The sequence below is a fragment of the Macrococcus bovicus genome (assembly GCF_030376725.1).
Taxonomy (GTDB): Bacteria; Bacillota; Bacilli; order Staphylococcales; family Staphylococcaceae; genus Macrococcus; species Macrococcus bovicus.
Map to the genome: position 1 here is coordinate 165,741 of NZ_CP128470.1, position 24,595 is coordinate 190,335.

Below are 24,595 nucleotides of genomic sequence, written 5' to 3' on the forward strand. Positions count from 1 at the left end.
ATAGGGAATATTTTAATCTTATCACATCTTACGGCAACCGCTAGTCTTAATTCTGATTATATGAAATGGTGAATCTCAAAGGAAGAAAAAGCCAATATCATTCGATTTTCAAACGATTTCATCACCCATCTTAAAAGAATTGTTCGTTTATAGTTAAAAAATATATATTCATACCCTAAAATCAATGCTATAATCTTTCTATCAAAATTAAAGGTGGAAAATATGAATTTATACTTACTGCTCAACATTTTAGGTCTCTTTGTATTCATACTTGTCGCTTATCTTTTTTCACGTGATAGAAAAAATATCAACTGGAAAGCCATTGCGATCATGCTGGTCGTCAACCTGTTTCTTGCTTGGTTCTTCACGCAGTTCCCATATGGCCGTAAAGGAGTAGAGGCAGTCGCGAATGGTTTCAGCTGGATGCTCCAGGCTGCCTACGCGGGTATCGGTATGCCGTTTGGCAGCTGGACAGCACCAGGTCCCGGGAAAATGGATATGGCCGTATCTGCTTTACTGCCGATCCTGTTCATTGTACCGTTGTTCGACATTCTGATGTATATCGGTGTCCTGCCTTTCATCATCAAATGGTTCGGCTGGTTAATCGGTAAAATCACAGGACAGCCGAAGTTTGAATCATTCTTCTCGGTAGAAATGATGGTACTCGGCAATACTGAAGCACTTGCTGTATCCCAGGCCCAAGTTAAAGAAATGAACGCTGCTCGTGTCTTAACTATCGCGCTGATGTCGATGAGCTGTATTTCAGGCTCTATCGTCGGCGCTTATGTCACAATGGTACCAGGTGAACTGGTCTTAACTGCCATTCCACTGAATATCATCAATGCGATTATTGTCGCTTCTATCTTAAACCCGGTACGACTGACACCTGAAGAAGATTATATCGTTGAAATCAAGGAAGAGAAACGTCAGCCGTTCTTCTCATTCTTAGGTGATTCAGTGCTGGGTGCTGGTAAATTGATTTTAATCATCATCGCTTTCCTGATCGCTTTCGTTTCACTCGCTTATTTTATTGATATGTTATTATCTCTGCTTGACCGTTTTACAGGTGCACATATCAGACTTGCAGATATCCTTGGCTTCTATATGGCACCCTTTGCTATGCTGCTCGGTTTACCTTGGGACGAAGCGAGAATCGTCGGTGGACACATGGCAACCAAAATCATCACCAATGAATTCGTTGTGATGATCGGCATTCAGGATGCACTGAAGACCATGCCGGAACATATGAAAGCCGTACTTGTCACGTTCCTTATTTCATTTGCCAACTTCTCTACAGTAGGGATGATCATTGGTACATTAAAAGGAATTGTCGATGTGAAGACTTCTGACTTTGTCAGCCGCTACGTGCCGATGATGCTGCTTGCAGGTATTTTGGTATCCTTATTATCAGCTGCGTTCGTCGGATTATTCGTCTGGTAATTTTACAACAACTTCATACAGAATCAATAAGGGATTAATAATTGGGAGATATACTTAAGGTGCTAGAGTAAATGAAAAGGGAGGCTTTTTCATGACTAACCGAGTACTGAGAGACTTACGTCGTAGATTAAAACAATCCCTGATGCCTAAAATGCCGACAACTGCATAAATAGACTGACCATTTGGTCAGTCTATTTTTTTTAGCACAGCGAATATCATCCCGAATCAACCATGAATAAATATGAAAACGTTTACCTGAAATTTATAAAATAAATTTATGAAAATGTATTGAAAACAAATAAATAATGGAGTATTATAAGTTTGTGAAAAGATTAACAAACTTTTATGTATATTTATTAGTGATTTTATAAATTATCATTCGAAAGAAGGAAGCGTTATGTTTGTTCATTCATTTGATCCGTTCGGCAATATCGGTTTATCAGCAGTTGTGGCAGCAGTCCCTATCTTATTGTTTCTGCTATGTCTGACTCTTTTCAAGATGAAAGGGATTAATGCAGCCCTATTAACCTTGACGGTGACCCTGTTCATTACGCTTGTCATCTTTAAGCTGCCTTTGCCGGTAGCAGCGGGAGGCGTCTCTGAAGGATTATTACAAGGGCTCATGCCTATCGGTTATATCATTATAATGGCCGTCTGGTTATACAAAGTGACGGAAAAAAGCGGGAAGTTCCAGGTGATACAGGACAGTATCGCAGGTATCTCAAATGATCAGCGGGTGCAGCTTTTACTGATCGGCTTTTGTTTTAATGCTTTTCTGGAAGGTGCAGCAGGGTTCGGAGTGCCGATCGCGATTTGTGCGGTGTTATTGATTCAGCTCGGTTTTAAACCGCTGCAGGCTGCGATGCTCTGTCTGGTAGCCAATGCAGCTGCCGGTGCATATGGAGCCATCGGGATTCCGGTAGGTATCGTCAATTCATTAGGATTAGCAGATATGACGGCAATGCAGGTCTCTCAGATGACAGCCTATACTTTACCTATTACAACATTTGTCCTGCCGTTTATTCTGGTCTTTATTTTGGATGGCTTTAAAGGCGTCAAGGAGACATTGCCTGTCATCATCATCACCTCCGTCGTTTTTACAGCACTGCAGACCCTTATCATTGTCTTCCAGGGTCCTGAACTTGCAGATATCATACCACCTTTAGCAGCGATGGGTGCGTTAGCGGTTTTCTGTCAGAAGTGGCAGCCGGCACATATCTTCCGGCTCAGTGACCCGACAGTCGCTACTGCACGCCATACGAAAAAAGAAGTCCTATTAGCCTGGTCACCTTTTTACTTTTTAACCGCGTTTGTCCTTATCTGGAGCATGCCGGCTTATAAAGCTCTATTTGCTCCAGAAGGTGCGTTAAGCCGCACTGTGCTTCAGTATATGGTGCCCGGCACTTTCAATGCAGAGGCTCAGAAAGGGGTCATGCTGAAAGTCGATTTCTTCGGGGCTACGGGAACCGCTATTCTGCTGGCAGTCCTCTTCACGATCCTGTTATCAAAACAGATCAACTTTAAAGAAGCATTGGATTTACTGCTTGTCACGATTAAAGAGCTCTGGTTATCCGTTGTCACGATATGTGCGATTCTGGCCATCGCTAAACTGACCACTTATGGCGGTCTTACGGTTACTTTAGGGACTGCTATTGCTAAGACCGGGTCTGTATTTCCTGTTCTGTCGCCGGTATTAGGATGGATCGGTGTCTTTATGACCGGTTCTGTGGTCAATAACAATACATTGTTTGCTTCCATCCAGTCCACTGCAGGCGTGACAATCGGTGTAAATCCGACGTTGCTTGTGGCGGCTAATACGGCAGGCGGTGTGATGGCGAAACTGATTTCTCCTCAATCCATCGCCATCGCCACTGCAGCTGTCGGAGAAGTGGGCAAAGAATCAAAATTATTGAGCATGACATTGAAATATAGTCTCTCACTTCTTGTATTTGTTTGTATTTGGACGGGTATCTTAAGTATAGTACTGTAGAGAGAATATCATTTATAAAGGAGTGTCTATCATGAACAAAATCAAAGGCAATAAAATCGTTTTAGTAGGTAATGGAGCAGTAGGCTCCAGCTATGCATTCTCCTTATTAAATCAAGGTATTTGTGATGAACTTTATATTATCGACTTAAATGAAGAACGAGTGATCGGTGATGTGATGGATTTAAATCATGGCGTACTGTATGCACCGAGCCCGATGAAGATCAAAGCAGGTTCATACGCTGACTGTCACGATGCTGACATCGTTGTGATTTGTGCGGGAGCCGCACAGAAACCTGGAGAAACAAGGTTGGATCTGGTCGGTAAAAACATTAAAATATTTAAATCAATTGTCGAAGAAATTATGGCATCTGGATTTGACGGTATTTTGCTTATCGCTACAAATCCGGTAGACATTCTGACTTATGCCAGCTGGAAGTTCTCAGGTCTGCCGAAGCATCGCGTCATCGGCTCAGGTACCATTTTAGATACAGCGCGCTTCAGATATTTATTGAGTAAAGAGTTTGATGTGGCGTCTTCCAGTGTCCATGCCAATATTATCGGTGAACATGGCGATACCGAACTGGCTGTATGGAGCGGTGCAAACATTGCCGGTGTATCGTTAAAACGTCTCCTTGAAATGCATCCGGAAAAAGAAGACCGTATGGAAGATATCTATATCAATGTACGTGACGCAGCATATCAGATTATTGAAGCTAAAGGGGCAACTTATTACGGCGTAGCCATGGGTCTGATGCGCATCACAAAAGCGATTTTAAGCAATCAGGACGTCGTACTGACAGTGTCCGCCTACTTAAACGGCGAATATGGTCATCAGGACGTGTATATCGGCGTACCAGCAGTCATCAATCGTAATGGTATCAGAGAAGTCATTGAATCACCGCTGTCAGAGGAAGAGCAAATCAAGTTCGATCATTCCGTCAATACGATGAAAGACATTCAGACGCCTTTCTTCAAATAAAAAAGTAGAGATAGACAACCGGTATCCAGAAGGTACCGGTTGTTTATTTCATCTTAATTAAGGTAAATTATAGATGGATTAGATTGCTGGAAAGTGAGTGTTTTGATGAAAATTTCTCTGAAGACTGTATTAGTGGTTATGTTAGGTTCATTTCTTTTTTCTATGGCGGTGAATATGTTTATCATTCCTGCCAATTTAGGCGAAGGTGGTGTGACAGGGATGTCGCTCATCTTCTTATATGCATTCGGCTGGTCGCCAGCTATCACGACTTTTGTCATGAATATGGTACTCCTGGCAGTCGGTTATAAGTTCTTATCTAAGCGTTCGATGGTGTTGACGATCGTTTCCATTATCTCTCTATCCGTCTTCCTGAGATTGACAGAGTCCTGGCAGCTGCATCTAGAAGAGGTTCTGGTTGCGCCTATATTCGGAGGCTTTCTCATCGGGATCGGAATCGGGCTGATTGTCATGGTGGGAGGCACAACTGCCGGGACAACGATTCTGGCACGTATTGCGCATAAATACCTGGACGTCAGCACGTCATATGCCCTGTTGTTCTTCGACTTGATCGTTGTAGCGATTTCACTGACTGTGATGCCTGTTGAAAAAGCGCTGTTGACCACATTGAGTCTATACATCGGCACAAAAGCGATGGACTTCATGATTGAAGGGACGAACCCGAAAAAGGCGGTCACTATTATTTCACAGAATCCGGAGCCGATTGCCAAGATGCTCGATGAAGATATCGGCCGCGGTGTAACACTCCTGAGCGGCAAAGGATACTATACGAAACGTGAGACAGACGTATTATACTGCGTCATCAACAAATTACAGCTGACTAAGACTAAGCGGATGATCAGAAAAATTGATCCGGAAGCCTTTGTTGTCGTCCATGATGTCCGGGATGTACTCGGCAAAGGCTTTATTACTGAAGATTAAGGAGGCAGTCATGAAATTCATGAACTTAGGCAGTCCGGAAAATGCGAGTCGTTATGTAGCGGTCGAAATGTTCAAGGAAATTCATTTTAATGCATGCACGCTCTTAGGTTTAGCGACAGGTGGTACGATGGAAGACATGTACCGGGAGTTAGTGGCGTTACTGCAGCGCCATCAGACAGATATCTCCTGCCTTGAGACATTCAATTTAGATGAATACTTCAATCTGGATGCCGCCCATCCGAACAGCTACATGAGCTACATGAAAAAGCACTTTTTTCAGCCGTTAGGGATGCAGGAGTCTCAGTTCCATCTGCCGGATAATGATCTCATTGATGTGGAAGGGGATAACTGGCGCTATGATGCAGCGATCCGTGCCAAAGGCCCGCTGCATATCCAGCTGCTGGGAATCGGTGTCAATGGACACATCGGGTTTAACGAGCCGGGTACCCCTTTTGATAGTAAGACAAGAGTGGTAGAGCTCTCCCCTGAAACCATTGCAGCCAATGCCCGCTTCTTTGATAGTCAGGACGATGTGCCTAGTCAGGCGGTATCCATGGGTATAGAATCGATTCTGTATTCAAATCGTATTCTGCTCTTGGCAATAGGCGATAAAAAAGCGCCGATCATGGCCAGACTCTATAGCATGACAGAACCGGATACCGCTGTGCCGGCGAGCAGTCTGCTGCTGCATCCCAATGTAGAAATCATTATGGACGCGGCCGCTGCACAGCACATTCCGTTCAAATAGGAAAATCCCGTCTAGCATGTGCTAAACGGGATTTTCTTAGTTATAGCATATTGGACAGCAGTTCTTCATTCTTCTCTTTAAAGACTTCATTATGGCTGGAGACCGTGCCGGCATCATTTGCTGTCGGATCAATATAAGTCTTTGCCAGATTAGCTGCGTTGGCCGCATCATGAAAACAGCCCGCCATCAGCTGGACTTTACTGTCATGTGACAATATATCGCCGACTGCATAGACCCCTGCAACCTGGGTAGAGGAATCTGCATGACCTTTAATATAGAAGTTGTCTTGACGTTCGAGTTTGATGTCACATTGATCGAGCAGATCACTCTCCATATGGAAGCCGTGATTGATGATGACATCATCTACAGCTATTTCTCGTGGCTCCCGTGTCCGGCAATGCTGGATGATCACAGATTCAATCGCATCTCCTTCAGCCTGCAGGGAATGGATGGAGTGACTCATAATTTTTTCAACACCGCGGTCATCCAGCTTACGGACCATTTCTTCATGCCCCTTGAAATCATCTTTGCGGCATAAGATGGAGACATGGGCAGCGAATGGCGCGATAGCATAGGCCCAGTCGACTGCTGCATTGCCGCCGCCGGAAATCAGTACACGTCTATCTTTAAAACGGCTGAGTGAAGGGACTACATAATGAAGATTGGATACTTCATAACGTTCAGCCCCTTCGATTGCGAGCTTCATCGGCGAGATAATACCGCTGCCGATCGCAATAATGACAGATCTTGATAAGTAGCGGCTCTTATCTGTTATCACTTCAAAAAGCTGTTCATCTTTTTTCGTTATATTGATGACTTTCTCACTTAGATGGACATCTGGTTCAAACGTCAGTCCTTGCGTGATCATATCCTCTACAATCTCGCCGGCAGGTTTAGGTGCGATGCCACCGATGTCCCAGACAATTTTCTCTGGATAGAGATTGACTTTACCGCCTAGTTTGTCCTGGTATTCGATGATACGGACCTTCATACCACGTAAACCGGCATAAAAAGCAGTATACAGACCAGCTGGGCCGCCACCGATAATGGTTATATCTAATAATTGACTCAAAATAAAGTCCCCTTACTTCGTTAAGTTGCGTTGTTTACCATTATACTATAAAATGAGTGCATTGATAATGATTATCACTTAAAAAGTGAAGGCGGTTTAAAATGGAAAGATTATCCGGAGAAAAAATAACAATCAGCTACGGCGAACGCGAAATCGTCAAAGAACTGACAGTCCACATTCCTGACGGCAAAGTGACATCGATTATCGGGCCGAACGGCTGTGGTAAATCCACGCTTTTGAAAGCGATGGCCCGCATCATTCCCGTCAAGGATGGACGAGTGGTCCTTGACGGCAAAAATATCCATCAGCAATCAACGAAAGAAGTGGCGAAAAAAATTGCGATACTGCCGCAGTCACCTGAAGTAGCAGACGGTCTCACAGCAGGCGAACTGGTCAGCTATGGGCGTTTTCCATATCAGAGCGGCTTCGGTCGGCTATCGAAAGAAGATAAGGACGTCATCGACTGGGCGCTTCGCGCGACAGGCACTTACGAGTTCAAACATCGGGCCGTCAATGACTTAAGCGGCGGACAACGCCAGCGTGTCTGGATTGCTATGGCACTTGCACAGAAGACAGATATCATGTTCCTCGATGAACCCACTACCTATCTGGACATTTCCCATCAGCTTGAAATACTGGACCTTGTGCAGACGCTGAACCGTGAACAAGGGACAACGATCATCATGGTCTTACATGATATTAATCAGGCGATTCGTTTTTCGGATCATCTGATTGCGATGAAAAAAGGGGAAATCGTTCAGCAAGGTTCTCCGGCAGACGTTCTGACGCACGAAGTACTGGAAGAAGTCTTTAATATCGATGCAGAACTCAGTCTGGATCCACGTACAGGAAAACCTTTGCTGATCACTTATGATTTATTGTGTAAACACTACACGAGGATTTGATGATGAAAAGTATACATAAACCTATTGTTCTCAGTATATGTATCTGTCTGGCCATTATCGGGATGTTGATCCTCTCATTCTGTCTGGGTACCACTTATTATTCAGTGCAAGAAGTTCTCGGCGCATTCTTTCATTACCGGAACACAGAAAGTCAGAATATCATCAGGGATATCAGAGTCCCGCGTGAATTAGGCGCCCTGCTCGTCGGTGCGGCGCTTGCCTGCAGCGGGGCCATTATGCAAGGTGTGACGAAGAATGCGCTCGCTGACCCGGCACTCCTCGGACTGAATGCGGGTGCAGCTATGATGATCAGTGTCACAATGGCTCTGTTCAGAGAAACCAACTTCCTCTGGCTCATGATAGCAGGTTTCTTAGGGGCGGTGCTCGGTGGCACACTGGTCATGGTGATCGGCAGCTCCAGAAGAGGCGGCTTTAATACGATGCGTATCGTCCTGGCAGGTGCGGCTATCTCGGCTTTACTGACAGCACTGGCTGAAGGTATCGCTCTACTTTTCAGACTGAATCAGAGTATTACATTCTGGTCGGCAGGCGGTGTTGCCGGCACAACGTGGCAGCAGCTTGCGTATGCTGCACCGGTCATTCTGATGATCATCATTGTCGCATCACTGACTGGCAGACAGCTGACAGCCCTCAGTCTCGGGGAAGAGATGGCACAAGGGTTAGGAGTGAATACGCACCGGATCAGAATCCTCTTCTCTGTGATGACGATGCTTCTGGCAGGGGTAGCCGTCTCATTAGTGGGTTCACTTGCTTTTGTCGGGCTGATGATACCGCATATCGTCAGATTGCTTATAGGAACAGACTACCGTTTGATCGTACCGTTCTCCGCGCTGCTGGGCGGGCTGTCCATCGTGGCGGCAGATACCCTGGCACGCCTGGCAGGCGAATCGCCGCTCGGTGCCATCATTTCGATTGTGGGTGTACCGTTCTTTATTTATTTAGTGAGAAAGGACGGTAAACTATTATGATAGAAAAGTATAAAAGACGCAGACAGTTGCTTATTCTGGTGGTCCTGTGCATCATCGCGCTGTTGACTATGGCGTTCAGTATGACTACCGGTGACTTCAAGATGACGGTTCCCCAGTTCTTCCGTACATTGTTCGGCCATGGAGAGGCGACGGATACGATGGTGCTGTTCGAGTTCAGGATGCCGCGACTTGTGGTCACGTTACTCAGCGGCATGGCACTTGCTATCAGCGGTGCCCTGTTACAGAGCATCACTAAGAATCCGCTGGCAGATCCCGGTATCATCGGCATCAATGCAGGCAGTGGTTTCTTCATCGTGCTCCTGATCATGTTTATGCCTGTTGACAGCAGTACATTCGTTTATATACTGCCGCTCTTCAGTATGCTCGGCGGCCTGCTGACAGCTCTGTTGATTTTTATGCTGAGCTATAAAAAGAATGAGGGCATTCAACCGGTCAGAATGATACTGATGGGTGTTGGGATGGCGACGGCGTTAAGTGGTGCCTCCATTATGATGACGTCAACTTTCAACAGTGATCAGATGGAGTTCATCTCTGCCTGGTATGCGGGTTCCATCTGGGGAGATACGTGGCCGTTTGCTGTGATGATTACGGTAGCAGTCTGCATCCTGATGCCGATTGTATTGATGAAAGCTAACATATTGAATATCTTAAACACGCATGAGCATGTATCGACTGGTGTAGGGGTCGACGTTAACAGACAACGGCTGATCATGGTCTCTATCGCTGTATTTTTAAGCTCCTGTGCCGTCGCTGTAAGTGGAGGAATCGGTTTTATCGGTCTGCTTGGTCCGCATATTGCGCGAAGCTTAGTCGGGCCAAGACACCAGATGTTTATGCCGGTTGCACTGCTGATCGGTGCTATTCTGCTGGCGTTATCCGATACGCTCGGCCGAATGCTGCTGCAGCCGGCGGGTATTCCGGCCGGTATTATTGTGAGTATCATGGGCGCACCTTATTTCCTCTATCTGATGAATAGAAGTGCACAGAATGAATACTAGGGGTTATTTATTGGTATAGTAGAAGTATAACTATACGTTAATGGAGTGATGAAGATGAAGAATCATCCCTTGATCAAGGCATACAGAAAGTTTGTGGCGAACCGTACACCGCATGCCATTGGTTTTATCGGCCAGCCTGATGCAGGTAAAAGCAGCCTGATCAATCAGCTGCTGCCAAAGGCGAAAGCTTATACAGGGGTTCATACAGATGCAACGCTGACTGCGCAGTCCTACATCTATCCTGAATACGGAGAACTCGTTGATTTTCCGGGCGTCGGCACTGAGGAAATCACGTTAGCACAATATAAGAAGATCATTAAAGCAAGTGATATTCAGCAGTTCTACTATATTTTAAGCAGTAAAATCAGAGAGACTGATATGGACTTGATCAAGTATCTGGCGAAAGAAGGAAAAGAGATTCATTTCGTCTATAACAAAGTGGACGCCTTGATTGATGTCAACCGTACAGAAAGCAGTGAGCTGCTGCGCCACACGAAAAATACCGAGCTGAAAGTGATGCTGCGTGGTATTTTGAACGAACATCAAGACTATTTATTTACAAGTGCCTTATCGGGTGAAGGGATAGAAGCGCTCAGTGAACAGATACGTCAGCAGATGACCATGATGTACGACGAATATCTGAAGCACTATCAAAGCGAAGAGATGAAAGAAAGCTATCTGAATTACAAAGTGAACACCGTCTTTCCTAAACTTTTCACTCCTGCCTTGAAGGAAGTCCTGTCACATCAGAACTATACCATTCTAGAGCGGACGATTCGCAGCCACTTCAGAGTAGAAGCAGATGATGTCTATGACCGCTTTCATCACTGGCCCTCTATAGAGAAGAACGTGAGGGAGATAGAAGAGCAAGGATCTTCACTGATGAAGATGATGGATATGACGAAGATGATCCAGATGGTCCGCAGTGCCTTTAAACTCAAATCAATCAATCCCATTCAGGCGGTGTTCAGCTCGCTGTTTGAAGCGGGCATGGCACAGGCACTCCCTGCCGTCCAGGGCATGATTCATTACACGAATGATATGAAAGCAGTGGCGAAACATATATTAGATCAATCGACCCCTCTTTACAGATAAGGATGCTCTTCGGAGCTTCTTTTTTTATGATTTTATGCAATCGTTTGCAAAAAAGTGTTGACGCTCGATGAAGAAGGATGCTAAGATGATTTTAAGAATGAAAACGTTTTCTAAAACTATATAGCTAAAGGAGATTAAGAGATGAAGAAATCGTCATTGTTAATGCTTGTTCTATCTTTAATTTTTGCCTCAGTTCTTGCAGCGTGCGGTAATTCAGGTTCCGGCGGAGGTACTGCCAAGAAAGGTGACGGTGATCAAGTTACGGTCAATGTCTTCCAGTTCAAAGTGGAATTCAAGCAGCAGTTTGAAGAAATGGCTAAGAAATATATGGCTGAACATCCAAATGTAAAAATCAATGTTGAAACAGTAGGCGGGGGTAACGATTACGGTCAAGCATTAAAAGCTAAAATCGCTTCTAAAAACGAGCCGGACATTTTCAATATCGGTGGTCCTGAGGATTTAAAACAACACGCAAGTCGTTTAGCAGATTTATCAGATATGAAATCAACTAAAGCGGTTGTCGATGAAGCGTTACTTGCACCAGTCCAGAAAGATGGTAAAACATATGGTATCCCAATGAACCAGGAAGGATACGGCTTGATCTACAATAAAGAGATCTTCGAAAAAGCAGGCGTTAAAGCAGAAGATATCAAAACATTGGACGATTTAGAGAAAGTGGCACAGACCATCGACTCTAAAAAAGATGAGTTAAAATTAAGCGGTGTCTTTGCATTACCGGCGAAAGAAAAATGGGTTTTAAGTGACCACGCAGCAAGCATGTTCTTAGCAAAAGATTTCGACAATGATATTCAGAAAGCAGCAGATGCTAAAACACTGCCTTTCACTCAAAAAGATCAGTTAAAACAATATTTAGATATCCAGAACAAATATTCTAAACAACCTGTTGCTTCTCTTGATTATTCTCAGCAGGTAGAAGAGTTATTCTCGACAGGTAAAGTAGCTATGATTCAACAAGGTAACTGGGCTTATCCGACAATCGAAGGTGTGAATCCTGAAGTGGCTAAAAACGTCGGCCTCATCGCTGTACCAACAGGTTCAGGTGAAGCGACTATTCCAGTAGGGGTTGCAAACAACTGGGCAGTCAACAAAAAATCAGATGAAAAAGTTCAAAAAGCAGCCAAAGAATTCTTGGACTGGTTATACACATCTGATGAAGGTAAAAAGATTGTCATGGAAGACTTCAAGTTCATTCCAGCTTATAAAGACTACGATACTTCTAAAATTGCTGACCCACTCTCAAAAGAAATCTATAAGTATTCAGAAGAAGGTAAAACATCTGCGTGGGTATTCAAAGGTTACCCGACAGGTTACACCGATGACGCATTAGGTGCTTACCTGCAAGATTACTTAACAGGTAAAATTTCATTTGATGAAGCAATCAAAAAATCTCAAGATGCTTGGGAAAAAGCAAGAAAATAATAGTTTAAAAAGGGGGTCACATTGCGTGTGCCCCCTTTTTAAAATCTGAGGTGAAAAAATGAAGACAAAAAGTTTTGCGTTCTGGCTGTTCCTGCTGCCTGTTTTATTCGCATTGTCAATGGTCATCATCATTCCATTTTTATATGGTATCTATTATTCATTTACCAACTGGAACGGTGATACATCACAGGTGCCTGATTTTGTCGGCTTCGATAACTATATCAATCTGCTGAGTGATGACACCTTTAAAAACGCACTCTGGTTTACGTTCAAATATTCAATTGCAGCGGTATTCATCATCAATATTATTGGGCTCGGACTGGCGCTGTTAGTCACAAGCCGGATCAAATCAAGAAATTTCCTGCGGACGATTTTCTTTATGCCGAACTTGATCGGTGGACTGATCCTCGGTTTCATCTGGCAGTTCATCTTCACGAAAGTATTTGCTTCTATCGGAATGGCGATCGGCTCGGAATGGATGCAGGGCTGGCTCAGTGATACAACGACCGGTTTCTGGGGCATGGTCATTCTCTCTACGTGGCAGATGGCAGGTTATATCATGATCATCTATATCGCTTATTTAGAGAATGTACCAGCAGACTTACTGGAAGCGGCTGAAATAGACGGCGCGAATACTTGGCAGCGTTTCAAGAACATCACTTTCCCGCTCGTGGCACCCGCATTTACAGTCAGCATGTTCCTGACACTATCAGGTGCTTTCAAGATTTACGACCAGAACTTATCACTGACAAACGGTGGACCGGGTAACTCCACGAAAATGGTCGCGATGGATATCGTCGACACAGCCTTCAAAATGAACTTGATGGGTTCTGCGCAGGCAAAAGCGGTGATTTTCTTCCTGATCGTGACAGCGATCAGCTTGATTCAGGTTTATTACAATAAGAAAAGAGAGGTGGAGATGTAATGAAAGCAAAATGGTATATCCTTGAAATCATTGCACTCGTTATCGGTCTTCTCTGGCTGTCTCCTTTCTACTTGATGATTGTCAACGCCTTTAAGACAAAGCTTGAGATCTTCAACAATACGCTGGCATTACCGAAAGAGAAGACATTCCAGAACTTTATTGATGCCTTCCAGCAATTGAACTTCGCGCAGACGTTCCTGAACTCTGTCCTTGTCTCTGTTGCCAGTGTCGCGCTCATTATTATCTTTTCAAGTATGGCGGCCTATGCTCTGAGCCGGAATAAAGGTAAGGTGTCAAACCTGATTTTCTTCCTGTTCGTCGCAGCGATGCTTGTGCCGTTCCAATCGGTCATGATTCCACTCGTCAAAATATTCGGCGATCTGCAGAGCTTGAATATCTGGGGTCTGATGTTCATGTACCTCGGCTTCGGTGCAAGTTTATCTATCTTCCTGTATCACGGTTCACTGCAGGGGATTTCAAAATCGCTCGATGAGGCAGCGATGATTGACGGCGCAAGTAAATGGCAGATTTACTGGCATGTCATCTTCCCGTTATTAAAACCGATCTCAGTAACAGTCGGTATCCTGAATGTGATCTGGATCTGGAATGACTATCTGTTACCAAGTCTCGTACTCGGCCCTGGTCAGGAAACGATTCCACTGAAATTATTCCTCTTCTTTGGTCAGTACACTAAGCAGTGGCATTTAGCACTGGCAGGTCTGACGATTTCAATTATTCCTGTTATCATCGGTTATTTCTTTGCGCAGAAACAGATCATCAAAGGTGTTTCTGACGGCGCAGTGAAATAACATGGTAACGATCAAAGATGTGGCGAAACGAGCGAATGTCGCTCCCTCCACTGTTTCACGGGTGATCAGTAACAGCGATGCGATCAGTCAGAAGACAGCCGATAAAGTCCGCAGAATCATGGAGGAGATGGGCTATATCCCGAACGTTTCTGCCAGAAGATTAGTGACAAAGCAGTCGAATACGATCGGTCTCTTGCTGAAATCATCTTCAAAGGAGATGCGGCAGAATCCATTTTTCACAGATGTACTCATGAGTATCTCGAGAGTCTGTAAGGATAATGGTTATTCCACGGTTATTTCGACCAGTAAGGAAGAAGCAGAACTACTGCATGAAGTAAAAGAGATGGTCAGCAGTAATGCGGTTGATGGTTTTATCGTCCTTTATTCAAAAGAAGAGGATACGGTCTTGGATTATCTGCGCAAGCTTGATTGCCCCTACGTCATCATCGGTAAGAAGATGAATCAATCAACAGATATATTTATTGATAATGATAATGTCGAAGCTGCATTTAAGCTGACGCAGTACCTAATCGATTTAGGCCATGAAAAGATTGCCTTTATCGCAGAAAATAAGACCTATGCCGTTAACATTGACCGCCTGACAGGATACAGAGAAGCCTGTGCAGATGCAGGGCTTGAGACTACGGTTTTTGAAGGTGCTGCAGGAACAGAAGATGTGAAGCATATCGTACAAAATATGCCCGAGGAAATAACCGCAATTATTACATCAGACAGCATGATGAACTTGAGCGTTCTAAGTGAGTTGTATCTTTTAGGCAGACGTATCCCGGAAGATATCCAGACGGCTACTTTCAATGATTCTTATCTGAATGAAGCTGCTTGTCCCCCGCAGACGGTAGTCGATATCTTCCCTGAACGTCTGGGTCAGGAAGCAGCCAGCCGATTGATTGAATATTTACATCACCGTGATATGCTGAAGGTGAGTAAAATGATTCCTACTCGTATTATTGAACGACAGTCTACAAAACGTTTAAAGGAGAGAGAAGCATGAAAGTGACCGTATGGAATGAATTCAGACATGAAAAAGAATCAGAGGAAGTCAGAAGCATTTATCCGGAAGGTATTCATCAGCAGATTGCCTCGTTTATAGAAGGAGCTGAGGTCACAACTGCGACATTAGATGAGCCGGAACATGGACTGACAGAAGATGTGCTGAATCAGACAGATGTTTTGATCTGGTGGGGGCATAAAGCGCATGATGACGTACAGGACGCAATCGTTGACCGCGTTCATAAACGAGTACTGGAAGGAATGGGTCTGATTGTTCTGCATTCAGGCCACTTCTCGAAAGTATTCAAGAAGCTGATGGGAACCGGCTGCGACTTGAAGTGGCGTGAGGCAGGCGAGAAAGAACGGATCTGGACTGTGATGCCGAATCATCCGATTGCAGAGGGCCTGGGTGAATATTTTGAACTGGAACAGGAAGAGATGTACGGTGAGCATTTTGATATTCCTGCTCCGGAAGAACTCCTCTTCGTCAGCTGGTTCCAGGGCGGAGAAGTCTTCCGTTCAGGTGCCACTTTCAGACGAGGTAACGGTAAGATCTTCTATTTCCGCCCGGGACATGAGACTTATCCGACTTATTACAATGAGAACGTGCAGCGCGTCATCAACAACGCAGTGAAATGGGCACGTCCAACGACGAATGCCTATCCGACATACGGGAACTATCAGCCGCTTGAAGACTTGAATAAAGGAGAGAAGTCAGATGTTTAAGGTAGGAATCATTGGCTGCGGAAGTATTGCTACACATCGCCATATTCCGGAGTATCAGCAGAACGCGAACGCTGAAATCATCGCATACTGTGATATTGTCAAAGAGCGTAGCGATGAGCTCGCTGCAGCATTTGGAGGTGTGAGTTACAGTGATTATCATGACCTGTTAGCTGATCCGGAAGTGGAGGTCATCAGCATCTGTACACCGAACTACCTGCATGCAGAGATGACGATAGCAGCGCTTAAGGCTGGCAAGCATGTGCTCTGTGAGAAACCGATGGCGACGTCACTTGAGGATGCAGATGCCATGATCAGAGCGGCAGAAGAAAGTGGCAAGACATTGATGATTGGCCATAACCAGCGTATTAATGAGGCACATCAGCGGGCAAAAGAGGATATCGCAGCAGGGAAGCTCGGGAAACTCTATTCATTTAAGACGACGTTTGGTCATCCGGGCCCGGAAGGCTGGAGTGTCGATGGACCTGACAGCTGGTTCTTTGACAAAAAGCGTGCCTTCATCGGCGCGATGGGAGACCTCGGTGTCCATAAGGCAGATTTGATGCGTTATATACTTGGTACAGAATTCACGGAAGTCGGTGCGATGATTGAGACGTCTGCAAAAAAAGCAGATGTTGATGACAATGCGGTCCTTATTCTGAAGACCGCTGACGGCATCATCGGCACATTAAGTGCATCCTGGGCTTATAACGGCCAGGAAGATAACAGCACGATGATATACGGTGAAAAAGGGATCCTGAAATTGAATGCAGATGACCTCTATACTTACCAGTTCTTCGGAGCGGATGGGCAGATTGAAAGAGAGCAGCTCGGTGAAATACAGACCAATGAAGAAGGCGGTCAGAAAAATTCACATACGATTGATGCGTTTCTTGAAGCGCTGAGCCGTCATGAAACACCGATCTGTGACGGGTATGAAGGCCGTGCATCTTTAAACGTCATCATTAAAGCGATAGAATCAGCACAAACTAAATCAATTATACAAATTTAAGGAGCGTTTCTTATGACGAAAGTCAGACTAGGTATAGCAGGTGTCGGCGGTATCGCGACAGATAGACACATCCCGGCATTCAGAGATTTTGAACAGGTTGAAATCACACATGTTTATGATATCAATAAAGAGCGTGCGATGGTTGTCGCCAATCAGTTCCAGATACCGCACATCGCTTCCAGTTATGAAGAGATGCTTGACCAGATTGATGCGGTTGTCATCACCACACCGAATAAGTTTCATGCACCCATGGCGATTACAGCCCTTGAAAAGAATATCTCTGTCATGTGTGAGAAACCGATGGCGACGACGCGGGCGGAAGCAGAGGCTATGGTTCAGGCAGAAGAGAAGAGTAAAGGTGTCCTGCATATCGCCTATCATTATCGCTTTATGAAAGAGGCGATTGCTGCGAAGAAAATCATCGATAAAGGGATTATCGGGGAACCATTAGTCGTCCGGGTCAAAGCCATGCGACGACGTAAAGTACCAGGCTGGGGTGTCTTCACGAACAAAGAGCTGCAAGGCGGCGGAGCGCTGATTGACTACGGCTGTCACTTACTGGACCTGGCAATGTGGCTGACGGGCAACCAGAAACCGGTCGAAGTATCAGCGCAGACTTATAATAGACTCAGTCGTATGCCGAACCCGGTCAATGAATGGGGCGTGTTCAATCCAGAGACATTTGAAGTGGATGACCACGTGACGGCTTTCATCCGGTTTGAGAATAACGTGACGATGCTCTTTGAGACGAGCTGGGCTGCGAATGTTGAGAGTGACGAAGAACATATCAGTATCTCGGGTACTAAAGGGGGGCTGAACGTTTTTGAAATGAAAGTGAACCAGGCGGATGATACGCTGATGACGACACTGAATATTGATTACATCCAGGTTGATCATCCATTCGAGTATCTGCAGGCAGAAAACTTCATTTCAGCCATTATGAACAGCACACCTTTACGTGTACAGCCGGCAGAAGCAAAAGACGTCTCGAGTGTGATAGAAGCGATTTACTTAAGCGCACAAAAACAGCGGGCGATTCGACTGGAGGGGGAAAAATAATGAAATTAGGCGTATTTAATCCACTTTTTAATGACAAATCTTTCGAAGAGATGCTTGATTATGTAAAGGCATCAGGTGTAGAAGCGGTAGAAGTCGGCACGGGCTGCTATCCCGGCAGTAAGCACATCGATGTTGATCAGCTGCTGGCAGATGCGGATGCACGAGAAGCTTACTTAAAAGCCTTTGCAGAACGCGGTCTCTTTATTTCATCATTCAGCTGTCATGGTAATCCGATCTCACCTGATGCTGAGTTCCGCAGAGAATCGGATGAGACCCTCCGCAAAACAATCAGACTGGCTGCACTGATGAATGTGCCGGTCGTCAATTGTTTCAGCGGGACAGCGGGTGAATCAGACGATGCTAAGCAGCCGAACTGGCCAGTGGTCGCGTGGCCGACAGAATATGGCGATATCTACAACTGGCAGTGGGAAAACAAGCTGATTCCTTACTGGCAGGATATTGCAGAACTGGCCAAAGAAGCGAATATCAAAATCGGCTTAGAGCTGCACGGCGGCTTCCTTGTTCACTCACCTTATACGCTCCTTAAACTGAGAAAGGCGACGAATGAGTTTATTGGGGCGAACCTCGACCCAAGTCATATGTGGTGGCAGGGTATTGATCCGGTTGCGGCTATCAAGATTCTAGGTCAAGAAAATGCCATTCACCATTTTCATGCAAAGGATACCTATCTCGACCAGGATAACATCAATATGTACGGCCTTCTGGACATGCAGCCTTACGGTGATGTTCAGTCGCGTAGTTGGACGTTCAGAAGTGTCGGCTGTGGTCATGATATGGCGGAATGGACCCGGATGATGAGTGCGCTTAGAACGTATCATTATGACTATGTAGTCAGTATAGAACACGAAGATCCGCTGATGTCGATTGAAGAAGGATTTCAGACAGCAGTCCGTAACTTAAAGCAAGTCATCATTAAAGAGACACCGACAGATATGTGGTGGGCTTAAGGAGGAAGTTAAATGGCAGAACTTAAACTGGATCATATCCAGAAGACATATGAGGGCGGCAATACGGTCGTCAAAGATTTTAATTTACACATTCAGGATAAAGAATTTATCGTCTTTGTCGGCCCGTCCGGCTGCGGTAAATCAACAACGTTGCGGATGATTGCAGGCCTCGAAGATATCACGGGAGGCGACCTGTTAATAGACGGCGTCCGTATGAATGATGTGCCGCCGAAGAACCGCGATATCGCAATGGTCTTCCAGAACTATGCCCTTTATCCGCATATGACTGTATTTGACAATATGGCATTCGGTCTTAAATTACGTAAAATGCCGAAGGAAGAAATCAAAACTCGCGTCCATGAAGCAGCGGAGATACTCGGTCTGACAGAATACTTGAACCGTAAGCCGAAAGCATTGTCGGGCGGTCAGCGTCAGCGTGTGGCATTAGGCCGGGCGATTGTCCGTGAAGCAAAAGTCTTCTTGATGGATGAACCGCTGTCAAACCTCGATGCGAAACTGCGGGTACAGATGCGTGCCGAAATTTCTAAGCTGCACCATCGTCTGCAGACAACGACGATTTACGTGACGCATGACCAGACAGAAGCGCTGACGATGGCGACACGCATTGTCGTCCTTAACAAAGGAGATATCATGCAAGTCGGGACACCGAAAGAAGTCTATGATTTCCCGGAAAATATCTTTGTCGCAGAATTCATCGGTTCACCGCCTATGAATATCTTCTCAGCTCAGCTGCAGGATAATCAGCTGCATATCGGTGAGTATTCATTCGATGTACCTGAAAGCACGCTGCGTACGTTGGAAGCAAAAGGCTATAAAAACAAGCCGGTCAAGTTCGGTATTCGTCCGGAAGATATTCATGATGAACCTGTCTTCATTCAGTCATCAGAAGGTACTTCCTTCGAGACGAAGGTGACCGTCAGTGAGCTCCATGGTTCAGAAGTCATGGTTTACAGCACATTTGAAGACCAGGAATTCATCTCTAAACTGGATGCTCGTAATGACTATCAGCCGGGAGACATCATCCGTCTCGCGATTGATATGAACAAAGCCCATTTCTTCGATGCTGAGACAGGCGAGCGTATTCGTTCAGCAGCTGAAGACCGGAGACGTCAGGCAGCACAAGTTTAATGTTTGAAATGAGAGTGAAAAGCTGTTAACATGCATGAATGTTAATGGCTTTCTTTATGGCTGAATACAGGAGGATATAACAAAATGGAACGGATCTGGTGGAAAGAAGCGGTATGCTATCAAGTATATCCGCGGAGTTTTAAGGATTCAAATGGTGATGGTATTGGTGATATTAACGGTATAACGGAGAAACTGGATTATCTGCAGGATTTAGGAATTGATGTGATCTGGGTCAGCCCGATCTATAAGTCGCCGAATGACGATAATGGCTATGATATCAGTGACTACCAGGCTATTATGCGTGATTTCGGTACAATGGAAGATTTCGACCGCTTACTTCTTGAGGTGCATTCACGCGGTATGAAACTGATCATGGATCTCGTCATCAATCATACAAGTGATGAGCATCCTTGGTTCATTGAGTCACGTATTTCAAAAGACAATCCGAAGCGTGACTGGTATATCTGGCAGGACGCTAAAGAGGGTAAGGAACCGAATAACTGGGCCAGCATCTTTGAAGGTTCTGCGTGGGAGTATGATGTGACGACAGATCAGTATTTCATGCATGTCTTCAGCCGGAAACAGCCGGATCTGAACTGGGAAAATAAAGAGATGCGTGAAACCATCTACAATATGGTGAACTGGTGGCTCGATAAAGGTATCGACGGCTTCCGGGTGGATGCAATCAGTCACATTAAAAAATCATTTGACAAAGGCGATCTGCCGAATCCCGATCAGCTGAACTATGTCGATTCATTTGAAGCGCATATGAATCAGCCGGGTATTCACAAGTATTTAGAAGAGCTGAAGGAAAAGACGTTCTCTAAATATGATATTATGACGGTCGGTGAAGCAAATGGGGTGACGACTGAAGATGCAGATGTCTGGGTCGGTGAAAAAGAAGGCAAGTTCAACATGGTCTTCCAGTTTGAGCATTTAAATCTCTGGGACCATAATATCGGCACCGGCTTCGATATTCCGGGCTATAAGAAAATACTGGCTAATTGGCAGAAAGGCCTTGAGAATAAAGGCTGGAATGCACTTTTCATTGAAAACCATGACCGCCCGCGTGTTCCTTCGACTTGGGCAGATGACAAAGATCACTGGTACGAAAGCTCAACCAGTCATGCGACAGTCTATATGCTGCTGCAAGGGACACCATTCATCTACCAGGGTCAGGAAATCGGCATGACGAACTATCCTTTTAAAGATATTACGGAATTTGATGATGTCCACGCCAAGAACATCTATAACAACGAACTGATCAACGGTGCTGCTAAAGAAGAAGTGATCGAGATGCTCCAGCGTATCAGCCGCGATAATTCACGTACACCGATGCAATGGGATGCAACGGACAACGCAGGGTTTACAACTGGACATCCTTGGATGAAGGTCAATCCGAATTATCCTTATTTAAACGTTGCCCACCAGCTTGAACGTGAGGATTCGATTCTTAACTTCTATAAAAAACTCATCCGGTTCAAAAAAGAAAACCTGGTTATGACGTACGGCACATTTGACCTTGTCTATCCAGAACATGAAACTGTCTTCGCCTATACTAGAACGCTGGAAGATGAGAGAATTCTGGTCATCGGTAATCTGGATAATCAGAAAGTCGAACTTGATGACGCTGAAAATATTGAATTCAATGCCGAGCAGTTAATCATCGCTAACTATGACTACGGCTTTGATAGTAAGACAAGCAATAGTATTCAATTACAACCTTATGAAGCACGTGTCTACCGTTTATCATAGAACAAAGACCCTCTTTTGCAGATGCAAAAAGAGGGTCTTTTACATATTTAATAATATGTTTACATTATCTACATATTGACTCCATATTCAGTTGTTAAACTGATAAGGTATTTAATCACATGAAGAGGAGTAACGGGATGAAATCAACTTTCAAAGCACTTTTATCCATCATGATGGTACTGTCGCTGGTTCTGTCATTTTCAGGACAACGGGTACAGGCAGCGGGAACATTAATTATTTCAGAATACATAGAGGGTTCAGGCTACAATAAAGCCGTCGAAATCTATAATCCGACGTCAGCAGCAGTGGATTTATCAACCTATTCACTTGTCAACTTTGTTAACGGCGCCAGCGAGACAACGGGCACTGTAGCAGAACTGAAATTAAGCGGTACATTAGCACCGGGAGATGTTTATGTTATTTCTCATCAAAGTGCAGCAGCAGAAATTTTAGCGCAGGCAGATTTAAAAACAGGTTCGACCGCTGTTAACTTTAACGGTGATGATACACTCGTGTTATTCCAAAATTATAATGCGGCTACCAAGACAGGCGATGTGAATGATTCAATCGGTCAAGTCGGTGTAGATCCGGGCACAGCATTTGGTACGACGGTTTCTACTTTAGACATGACATTAGTGCGTACAGCAGCTAATCTCACGGGCGATACGGATATCCATAATGCTTATGACCCAGCAGCACAGTTCACAGCCTTGCCGAAAGATACAACTTCAGAACTTGGAACGTTCAGCGCACAAGTGACACCTCCGGCACCAGAAGTCCCTCAAGCTGAATATCATGTCAACGTCGAACGTGTGGTTGATGGCGACACCATCAAGATCTCACCAAGTATCATGGGTTCAGATACGATTCGTTATGTGAACATCGACACACCTGAAACGTATCATCTGACTACTTATGACCCGGCACTGATCGATACTGATTTAGATCAGAACCAGAAATATCACGGTGAGCAAGCGAAGAAGTCATTAAATGAAATGCTGACACCAGGTACACCGGTCACCGTTAAAGTGAATCCGGACAACATCACAGATGCATACGGGCGTATTTTAGGTCAGGTTATCAGAGAAAATGATCATCTGAATACAAACTTAGAGCAAGTGAAACGTGGGATGGCGTCTACTTACTTTATCTGGCCGGTCGCTAATATGGAGGACTACGCTATGTTTCAGGCGGCCGTGGCAGAAGCACAGGCGAATCATCTAGGCATCTGGCAGACAGAACATCCCCTCAAAGAACTTGCGTTTGAGTTCCGTGCACGTTATGACAACAAAGGCCTGCAGCGTTATGTCGGTGATTCCGAAACGAAGTTGTATTATGCGCCAGAAGACTTCGCGAAAGTACCTGTAGAGCGTCGGATTTTCTTCGCACAGGAAGAAGCTATCGCGCAAGGCTATAAAGCAGCACCCGATACAACATTACCTACTGAACCCCCGGTGACACCGGCAAAAGCAATGACGATTCAAGAAGCAAGAACAGCAGGTAAAGGCACACAGGCCATCGTGACAGGTACAGTGACAGCTATCGATGGTTATAACATCTACATTCAAGATGACACAGCAGGGATGGTCGTTCGCAGCAAAACAGTCAAGCCTGCAATAGGTGATGTCATCACTGCAACAGGCGCAACCACTGAATATTACGATTTATATCAGCTGGAAACAGAAGATGTGAAAGTGACGGGACAAAAAGTAGTTCGACCTACTGTTACAGCACTTAATCAAATCGGTGAAGAGACAGAAGCGGAATATATTGCGATTGAAAAAGTGAAAGTAGAATCAGTCAACACATATAATGAATACACAGTGACAGATGCAGCGGGCTATACTTTCCTTGTTAAAACCACACAACCACTCGACATCGGTGCTACTTATGACCGTATTGAAGGTGTGGTGACGTATAGTTTCAATGCTTATAAATTACTGCCGACAGTGATTACTAAACAAGCTGACGTACCGACGACGGAAGCGCCGACAACAGAAGCGCCGACAACAGAAGCACCGACGACAGAAGCACCAACAACAGAAGCACCGACAACAGAAGAGCCAACAACGGAAGCACCGACAACGGAAGCGCCAACAACAGAAGCACCAACAACAGAAGCACCGACAACGGAAGTGCCGACAACAGAAGCACCGGTGGTTCAACATGCTATAAGCGGATATGTCTTCTTTGATCAGAACAGTAATGGTAAATATGATAGACCTGACCGCAAATTATCAGATGTAAAAGTTGACGTGTATCAGAATGGTCAATGGGTCAAAACAGTTAAAACAGATAAAGAGGGTCACTATAAAGTAACTGTTAATGAAGGCACTTATATCCTGAAATTTGCTGCACCCGACCATTTAGTAGAAACATTTGCTGATCAGACAAGTGACGATCTTGATTCTGATATGAAGGACGGCAAGGTTACTGTCAAGGCAACAAAAGATGTAAAAGATGTCACAGCAGGGTTTGCAAAAAATATCGGTAAATTCCGTAAATAAGTATTTTTTCATCAGAAAACACCTTTTCAGGTGTTTTCTTTTGTTTTCTTCCTTACAATAG

At 44.9% G+C, this 24,595-nt stretch carries 21 protein-coding genes; 20 read left to right on the top strand and 1 reads right to left on the bottom strand.

Annotated features, from left to right (window positions below; all coding sequences use genetic code 11):
* Nucleotides 1-222: 222 nt before the first annotated feature.
* From QSV55_RS01240 to QSV55_RS01260, 5 genes are all read left to right on the top strand, one after another.
* A complete protein-coding gene (locus QSV55_RS01240; RefSeq protein ID WP_289650380.1) occupies nucleotides 223-1,440 on the top strand; it encodes a NupC/NupG family nucleoside CNT transporter in 1,218 nt (405 codons plus the stop codon).
* Between the two features lie 397 nt (nucleotides 1,441-1,837).
* Nucleotides 1,838-3,430 carry an L-lactate permease gene (locus QSV55_RS01245; protein WP_289650381.1) on the top strand — a complete coding sequence of 531 codons (1,593 nt, stop codon included), beginning with the start codon at nucleotides 1,838-1,840 and terminating at the stop codon, nucleotides 3,428-3,430.
* Nucleotides 3,431-3,461: 31 nt separating this feature from the next.
* Complete coding sequence (locus QSV55_RS01250; protein WP_289650382.1) at nucleotides 3,462-4,409, top strand: L-lactate dehydrogenase; 948 nt, start codon at nucleotides 3,462-3,464, stop codon at nucleotides 4,407-4,409.
* A gap of 105 nt (nucleotides 4,410-4,514) precedes the next feature.
* Nucleotides 4,515-5,348, top strand: a complete 834-nt coding sequence (locus QSV55_RS01255) for a YitT family protein (RefSeq protein ID WP_289650383.1) — start codon at nucleotides 4,515-4,517, stop codon at nucleotides 5,346-5,348.
* A 10-nt stretch (nucleotides 5,349-5,358) separates the two neighbouring features.
* Complete coding sequence (locus QSV55_RS01260; protein WP_289650384.1) at nucleotides 5,359-6,096, top strand: glucosamine-6-phosphate deaminase; 738 nt, start codon at nucleotides 5,359-5,361, stop codon at nucleotides 6,094-6,096.
* A gap of 40 nt (nucleotides 6,097-6,136) precedes the next feature.
* Here the strand turns inward: QSV55_RS01260 and QSV55_RS01265 are convergent, their stop codons facing one another.
* The gene (locus QSV55_RS01265) at nucleotides 6,137-7,168 is read right to left on the bottom strand and encodes an NAD(P)/FAD-dependent oxidoreductase (protein WP_289650385.1); all 1,032 of its coding nucleotides are present in this window, start codon (nucleotides 7,166-7,168) and stop codon (nucleotides 6,137-6,139) included.
* 101 nt (nucleotides 7,169-7,269) lie between these two features.
* On the opposite strand from QSV55_RS01265, the gene QSV55_RS01270 reads away from it, so the two are divergent.
* From QSV55_RS01270 to QSV55_RS01340, 15 genes are all read left to right on the top strand, one after another.
* Nucleotides 7,270-8,073 carry an ABC transporter ATP-binding protein gene (locus QSV55_RS01270; RefSeq protein WP_289650386.1) on the top strand — a complete coding sequence of 268 codons (804 nt, stop codon included), beginning with the start codon at nucleotides 7,270-7,272 and terminating at the stop codon, nucleotides 8,071-8,073.
* 2 nt (nucleotides 8,074-8,075) lie between these two features.
* Entirely contained in the window at nucleotides 8,076-9,062 is a 987-nt protein-coding gene (locus QSV55_RS01275; protein ID WP_424960682.1) for a FecCD family ABC transporter permease, read from the top strand.
* Entirely contained in the window at nucleotides 9,059-10,081 is a 1,023-nt protein-coding gene (locus QSV55_RS01280; protein ID WP_289650387.1) for a FecCD family ABC transporter permease, read from the top strand. The genes QSV55_RS01275 and QSV55_RS01280 overlap by 4 nt, the downstream gene beginning before the upstream one ends.
* A gap of 54 nt (nucleotides 10,082-10,135) precedes the next feature.
* The gene (locus tag QSV55_RS01285; protein ID WP_289650388.1) at nucleotides 10,136-11,176 is read left to right on the top strand and encodes a GTPase domain-containing protein; all 1,041 of its coding nucleotides are present in this window, start codon (nucleotides 10,136-10,138) and stop codon (nucleotides 11,174-11,176) included.
* 141 nt (nucleotides 11,177-11,317) lie between these two features.
* Entirely contained in the window at nucleotides 11,318-12,616 is a 1,299-nt protein-coding gene (locus QSV55_RS01290) for an ABC transporter substrate-binding protein (protein ID WP_289650389.1), read from the top strand.
* Nucleotides 12,617-12,674: 58 nt separating this feature from the next.
* A complete protein-coding gene (locus tag QSV55_RS01295; protein WP_289650390.1) occupies nucleotides 12,675-13,541 on the top strand; it encodes a carbohydrate ABC transporter permease in 867 nt (288 codons plus the stop codon).
* Entirely contained in the window at nucleotides 13,541-14,350 is an 810-nt protein-coding gene (locus QSV55_RS01300) for a carbohydrate ABC transporter permease (protein WP_133451690.1), read from the top strand. Before QSV55_RS01295 ends, QSV55_RS01300 begins: the two co-directional genes overlap by 1 nt.
* A 1-nt stretch (nucleotide 14,351) precedes the next feature.
* A complete protein-coding gene (locus QSV55_RS01305; RefSeq protein ID WP_289650391.1) occupies nucleotides 14,352-15,362 on the top strand; it encodes a LacI family DNA-binding transcriptional regulator in 1,011 nt (336 codons plus the stop codon).
* Nucleotides 15,359-16,087 (top strand): ThuA domain-containing protein, encoded by a 729-nt coding sequence (locus QSV55_RS01310; RefSeq protein WP_289650392.1) that lies wholly within the window; start codon nucleotides 15,359-15,361, stop codon nucleotides 16,085-16,087. The genes QSV55_RS01305 and QSV55_RS01310 overlap by 4 nt, the downstream gene beginning before the upstream one ends.
* Entirely contained in the window at nucleotides 16,080-17,096 is a 1,017-nt protein-coding gene (locus tag QSV55_RS01315; RefSeq protein WP_133451687.1) for a Gfo/Idh/MocA family protein, read from the top strand. The genes QSV55_RS01310 and QSV55_RS01315 overlap by 8 nt, the downstream gene beginning before the upstream one ends.
* A 12-nt stretch (nucleotides 17,097-17,108) precedes the next feature.
* Nucleotides 17,109-18,155: a Gfo/Idh/MocA family protein gene (locus QSV55_RS01320; protein WP_289650393.1), complete on the top strand. Its 1,047-nt coding sequence runs from the start codon at nucleotides 17,109-17,111 to the stop codon at nucleotides 18,153-18,155.
* A complete protein-coding gene (locus QSV55_RS01325; protein WP_289650394.1) occupies nucleotides 18,155-19,123 on the top strand; it encodes a sugar phosphate isomerase/epimerase family protein in 969 nt (322 codons plus the stop codon). The genes QSV55_RS01320 and QSV55_RS01325 overlap by 1 nt, the downstream gene beginning before the upstream one ends.
* A 12-nt stretch (nucleotides 19,124-19,135) precedes the next feature.
* Entirely contained in the window at nucleotides 19,136-20,272 is a 1,137-nt protein-coding gene (locus QSV55_RS01330) for an ABC transporter ATP-binding protein (protein WP_133451684.1), read from the top strand.
* A gap of 84 nt (nucleotides 20,273-20,356) precedes the next feature.
* Nucleotides 20,357-22,027, top strand: a complete 1,671-nt coding sequence (locus tag QSV55_RS01335) for a glycoside hydrolase family 13 protein (RefSeq protein ID WP_289650395.1) — start codon at nucleotides 20,357-20,359, stop codon at nucleotides 22,025-22,027.
* A gap of 137 nt (nucleotides 22,028-22,164) precedes the next feature.
* On the top strand, nucleotides 22,165-24,534 hold the full coding sequence (locus QSV55_RS01340; RefSeq protein ID WP_289650396.1) for a thermonuclease family protein: 2,370 nt from the start codon (nucleotides 22,165-22,167) through the stop codon (nucleotides 24,532-24,534).
* The last annotated feature ends 61 nt before the right edge of the window (nucleotides 24,535-24,595 follow it).

Coding starts and splice junctions, on each gene's coding strand:
- QSV55_RS01240 (WP_289650380.1), top strand. CDS start 223: ATGAATTTATACTTACTGCTCAACATTTTAGGTCTCTTTGTATTCATA.
- QSV55_RS01245 (WP_289650381.1), top strand. CDS start 1,838: ATGTTTGTTCATTCATTTGATCCGTTCGGCAATATCGGTTTATCAGCA.
- QSV55_RS01250 (WP_289650382.1), top strand. CDS start 3,462: ATGAACAAAATCAAAGGCAATAAAATCGTTTTAGTAGGTAATGGAGCA.
- QSV55_RS01255 (WP_289650383.1), top strand. CDS start 4,515: ATGAAAATTTCTCTGAAGACTGTATTAGTGGTTATGTTAGGTTCATTT.
- QSV55_RS01260 (WP_289650384.1), top strand. CDS start 5,359: ATGAAATTCATGAACTTAGGCAGTCCGGAAAATGCGAGTCGTTATGTA.
- QSV55_RS01270 (WP_289650386.1), top strand. CDS start 7,270: ATGGAAAGATTATCCGGAGAAAAAATAACAATCAGCTACGGCGAACGC.
- QSV55_RS01275 (WP_424960682.1), top strand. CDS start 8,076: ATGAAAAGTATACATAAACCTATTGTTCTCAGTATATGTATCTGTCTG.
- QSV55_RS01280 (WP_289650387.1), top strand. CDS start 9,059: ATGATAGAAAAGTATAAAAGACGCAGACAGTTGCTTATTCTGGTGGTC.
- QSV55_RS01285 (WP_289650388.1), top strand. CDS start 10,136: ATGAAGAATCATCCCTTGATCAAGGCATACAGAAAGTTTGTGGCGAAC.
- QSV55_RS01290 (WP_289650389.1), top strand. CDS start 11,318: ATGAAGAAATCGTCATTGTTAATGCTTGTTCTATCTTTAATTTTTGCC.
- QSV55_RS01295 (WP_289650390.1), top strand. CDS start 12,675: ATGAAGACAAAAAGTTTTGCGTTCTGGCTGTTCCTGCTGCCTGTTTTA.
- QSV55_RS01300 (WP_133451690.1), top strand. CDS start 13,541: ATGAAAGCAAAATGGTATATCCTTGAAATCATTGCACTCGTTATCGGT.
- QSV55_RS01305 (WP_289650391.1), top strand. CDS start 14,352: ATGGTAACGATCAAAGATGTGGCGAAACGAGCGAATGTCGCTCCCTCC.
- QSV55_RS01310 (WP_289650392.1), top strand. CDS start 15,359: ATGAAAGTGACCGTATGGAATGAATTCAGACATGAAAAAGAATCAGAG.
- QSV55_RS01315 (WP_133451687.1), top strand. CDS start 16,080: ATGTTTAAGGTAGGAATCATTGGCTGCGGAAGTATTGCTACACATCGC.
- QSV55_RS01320 (WP_289650393.1), top strand. CDS start 17,109: ATGACGAAAGTCAGACTAGGTATAGCAGGTGTCGGCGGTATCGCGACA.
- QSV55_RS01325 (WP_289650394.1), top strand. CDS start 18,155: ATGAAATTAGGCGTATTTAATCCACTTTTTAATGACAAATCTTTCGAA.
- QSV55_RS01330 (WP_133451684.1), top strand. CDS start 19,136: ATGGCAGAACTTAAACTGGATCATATCCAGAAGACATATGAGGGCGGC.
- QSV55_RS01335 (WP_289650395.1), top strand. CDS start 20,357: ATGGAACGGATCTGGTGGAAAGAAGCGGTATGCTATCAAGTATATCCG.
- QSV55_RS01340 (WP_289650396.1), top strand. CDS start 22,165: ATGAAATCAACTTTCAAAGCACTTTTATCCATCATGATGGTACTGTCG.